This window comes from Microvirga zambiensis WSM3693, assembly GCF_016735695.1.
GTDB classification, from domain to species: domain Bacteria; phylum Pseudomonadota; class Alphaproteobacteria; order Rhizobiales; family Beijerinckiaceae; genus Microvirga; species Microvirga zambiensis.
In genome coordinates, this window is record NZ_JAERQD010000191.1 from 1 (window position 1) to 1,271 (window position 1,271).

Annotated in this window: 1 protein-coding gene and 1 pseudogene; both read left to right on the forward strand. The window is 57.0% G+C overall.

All coding sequences use genetic code 11. The features are described from left to right. Positions 1 to 209, forward strand: a pseudogene (locus tag JKL46_RS34810) (hypothetical protein); the annotation flags it as partial. 6 nt (positions 210 to 215) lie between these two features. Then, positions 216 to 1,193 carry a hypothetical protein gene (locus JKL46_RS34815; RefSeq protein ID WP_201843018.1) on the forward strand — a complete coding sequence of 326 codons (978 nt, stop codon included), beginning with the start codon at positions 216 to 218 and terminating at the stop codon, positions 1,191 to 1,193. Positions 1,194 to 1,271 lie beyond the last annotated feature (78 nt).

Sequence of the window (1,271 nt, forward strand, 5' to 3'; positions counted from 1 at the left end):
CGCTTGAACAAAGACAACAGGGCGGCTCCTCGATTGGCCGCTCTGGATTATACTGCCGAGGTTACCGCAACAGTGCCGTTTTAACTCTGGAAGGCTTCGATCCTCAATTGCAGCCTGAGCTTCAGAAAATCGCCGAGTCGGTTGTGAAGCGCGCCAATATCGTCAGAATCAGCATTGATGCGGCTATGGCCGGCACAACGGCGGAGTAGTCTCAGATGGCCACTCCGATTGATCCGCCCACGCTTGTCCTGGGCGACGATGATCTCGTCGATTGGATGGAGCTGACCGCACTCTTCGACACCTTCGGTGTCGCGCGGGTTGACGCTCTGCTCGGCTCACTAATAACGCTGGAGGAAACAGCTGAAGACGACATCGGCGAACGTGACAAGCGGCGAGAGCAGCTTGTTGAACGCCTGGAGAACGAGATCAACCTTCGGCAGCGTAACCTAGGCGAAACCTGTCCGTTTGATCTTTCCGCCTCTGGCGACGAGCTTCTTCTCGATGGCAATTGGCGCGATCCCAAGTACGCATTCTATCTAATATGCCTGATCACTACCCATGTGACGGGGTCGGCGATCCTTCGCACTCCGCCGGGCGGCGAACTGCTGACGCGACTAAGAAACCGTGTCTTCCAAATCGTCGCGACCCTGGGATTGGCTGGCTTAGCGACTGGCCCGGCCTTCAGTGTCGGCTGGCCCCGGCAAACCGGCGAGACAATTGTGGAGCTGCTCACCCGGGCGGCGGCGGCAGGGGGAGGGTTTAGTGTTAGAACCCCCCCTGGTCCCTACACTTCACCTCATGAGAAGGACGGCGGTGTCGATGTCATTGCTTGGACATCCGAGGGCATGCCGCCGCCGCCGGCCTTCTTTTTCGGGCAGACGGCGAGTGGAAAAAACTGGCCAGGCAAACCGGTGACTGATCATGCGCGTGTCTTCAGTACAGCCTATATGCTCGACCACATGACGGGAAATCGTCAGTACGTCACACTCATTCCCTACAGGGTGCTGAATGAGGCGTTTTGGAAGAGCCAATCCCTCATACATAGGGCCATTCTTGACAGGCTGCGGCTGCCGCGTCGTGCTTTGCGAGGTTTGGAGCTGTCAATGGAAGGCGTACCAGTCGATGATGCCGACAATATTGACGTGCTCACCCAGTGGCTTGGTGACTATATAGCTTGTGCACAAGCCGCTTGATTGTTACTGATCCGGCTTGGGTGAACTTGAACTATGCGGCATAGCGGAATGACGGATGCCCAAAGTAGCTGCGGATTC

What these genes read in the sequence shown, in the direction of transcription:
- JKL46_RS34815 (WP_201843018.1), top strand. Translation starts at nt 216, where the DNA reads ATGGCCACTCCGATTGATCCGCCCACGCTTGTCCTGGGCGACGATGAT.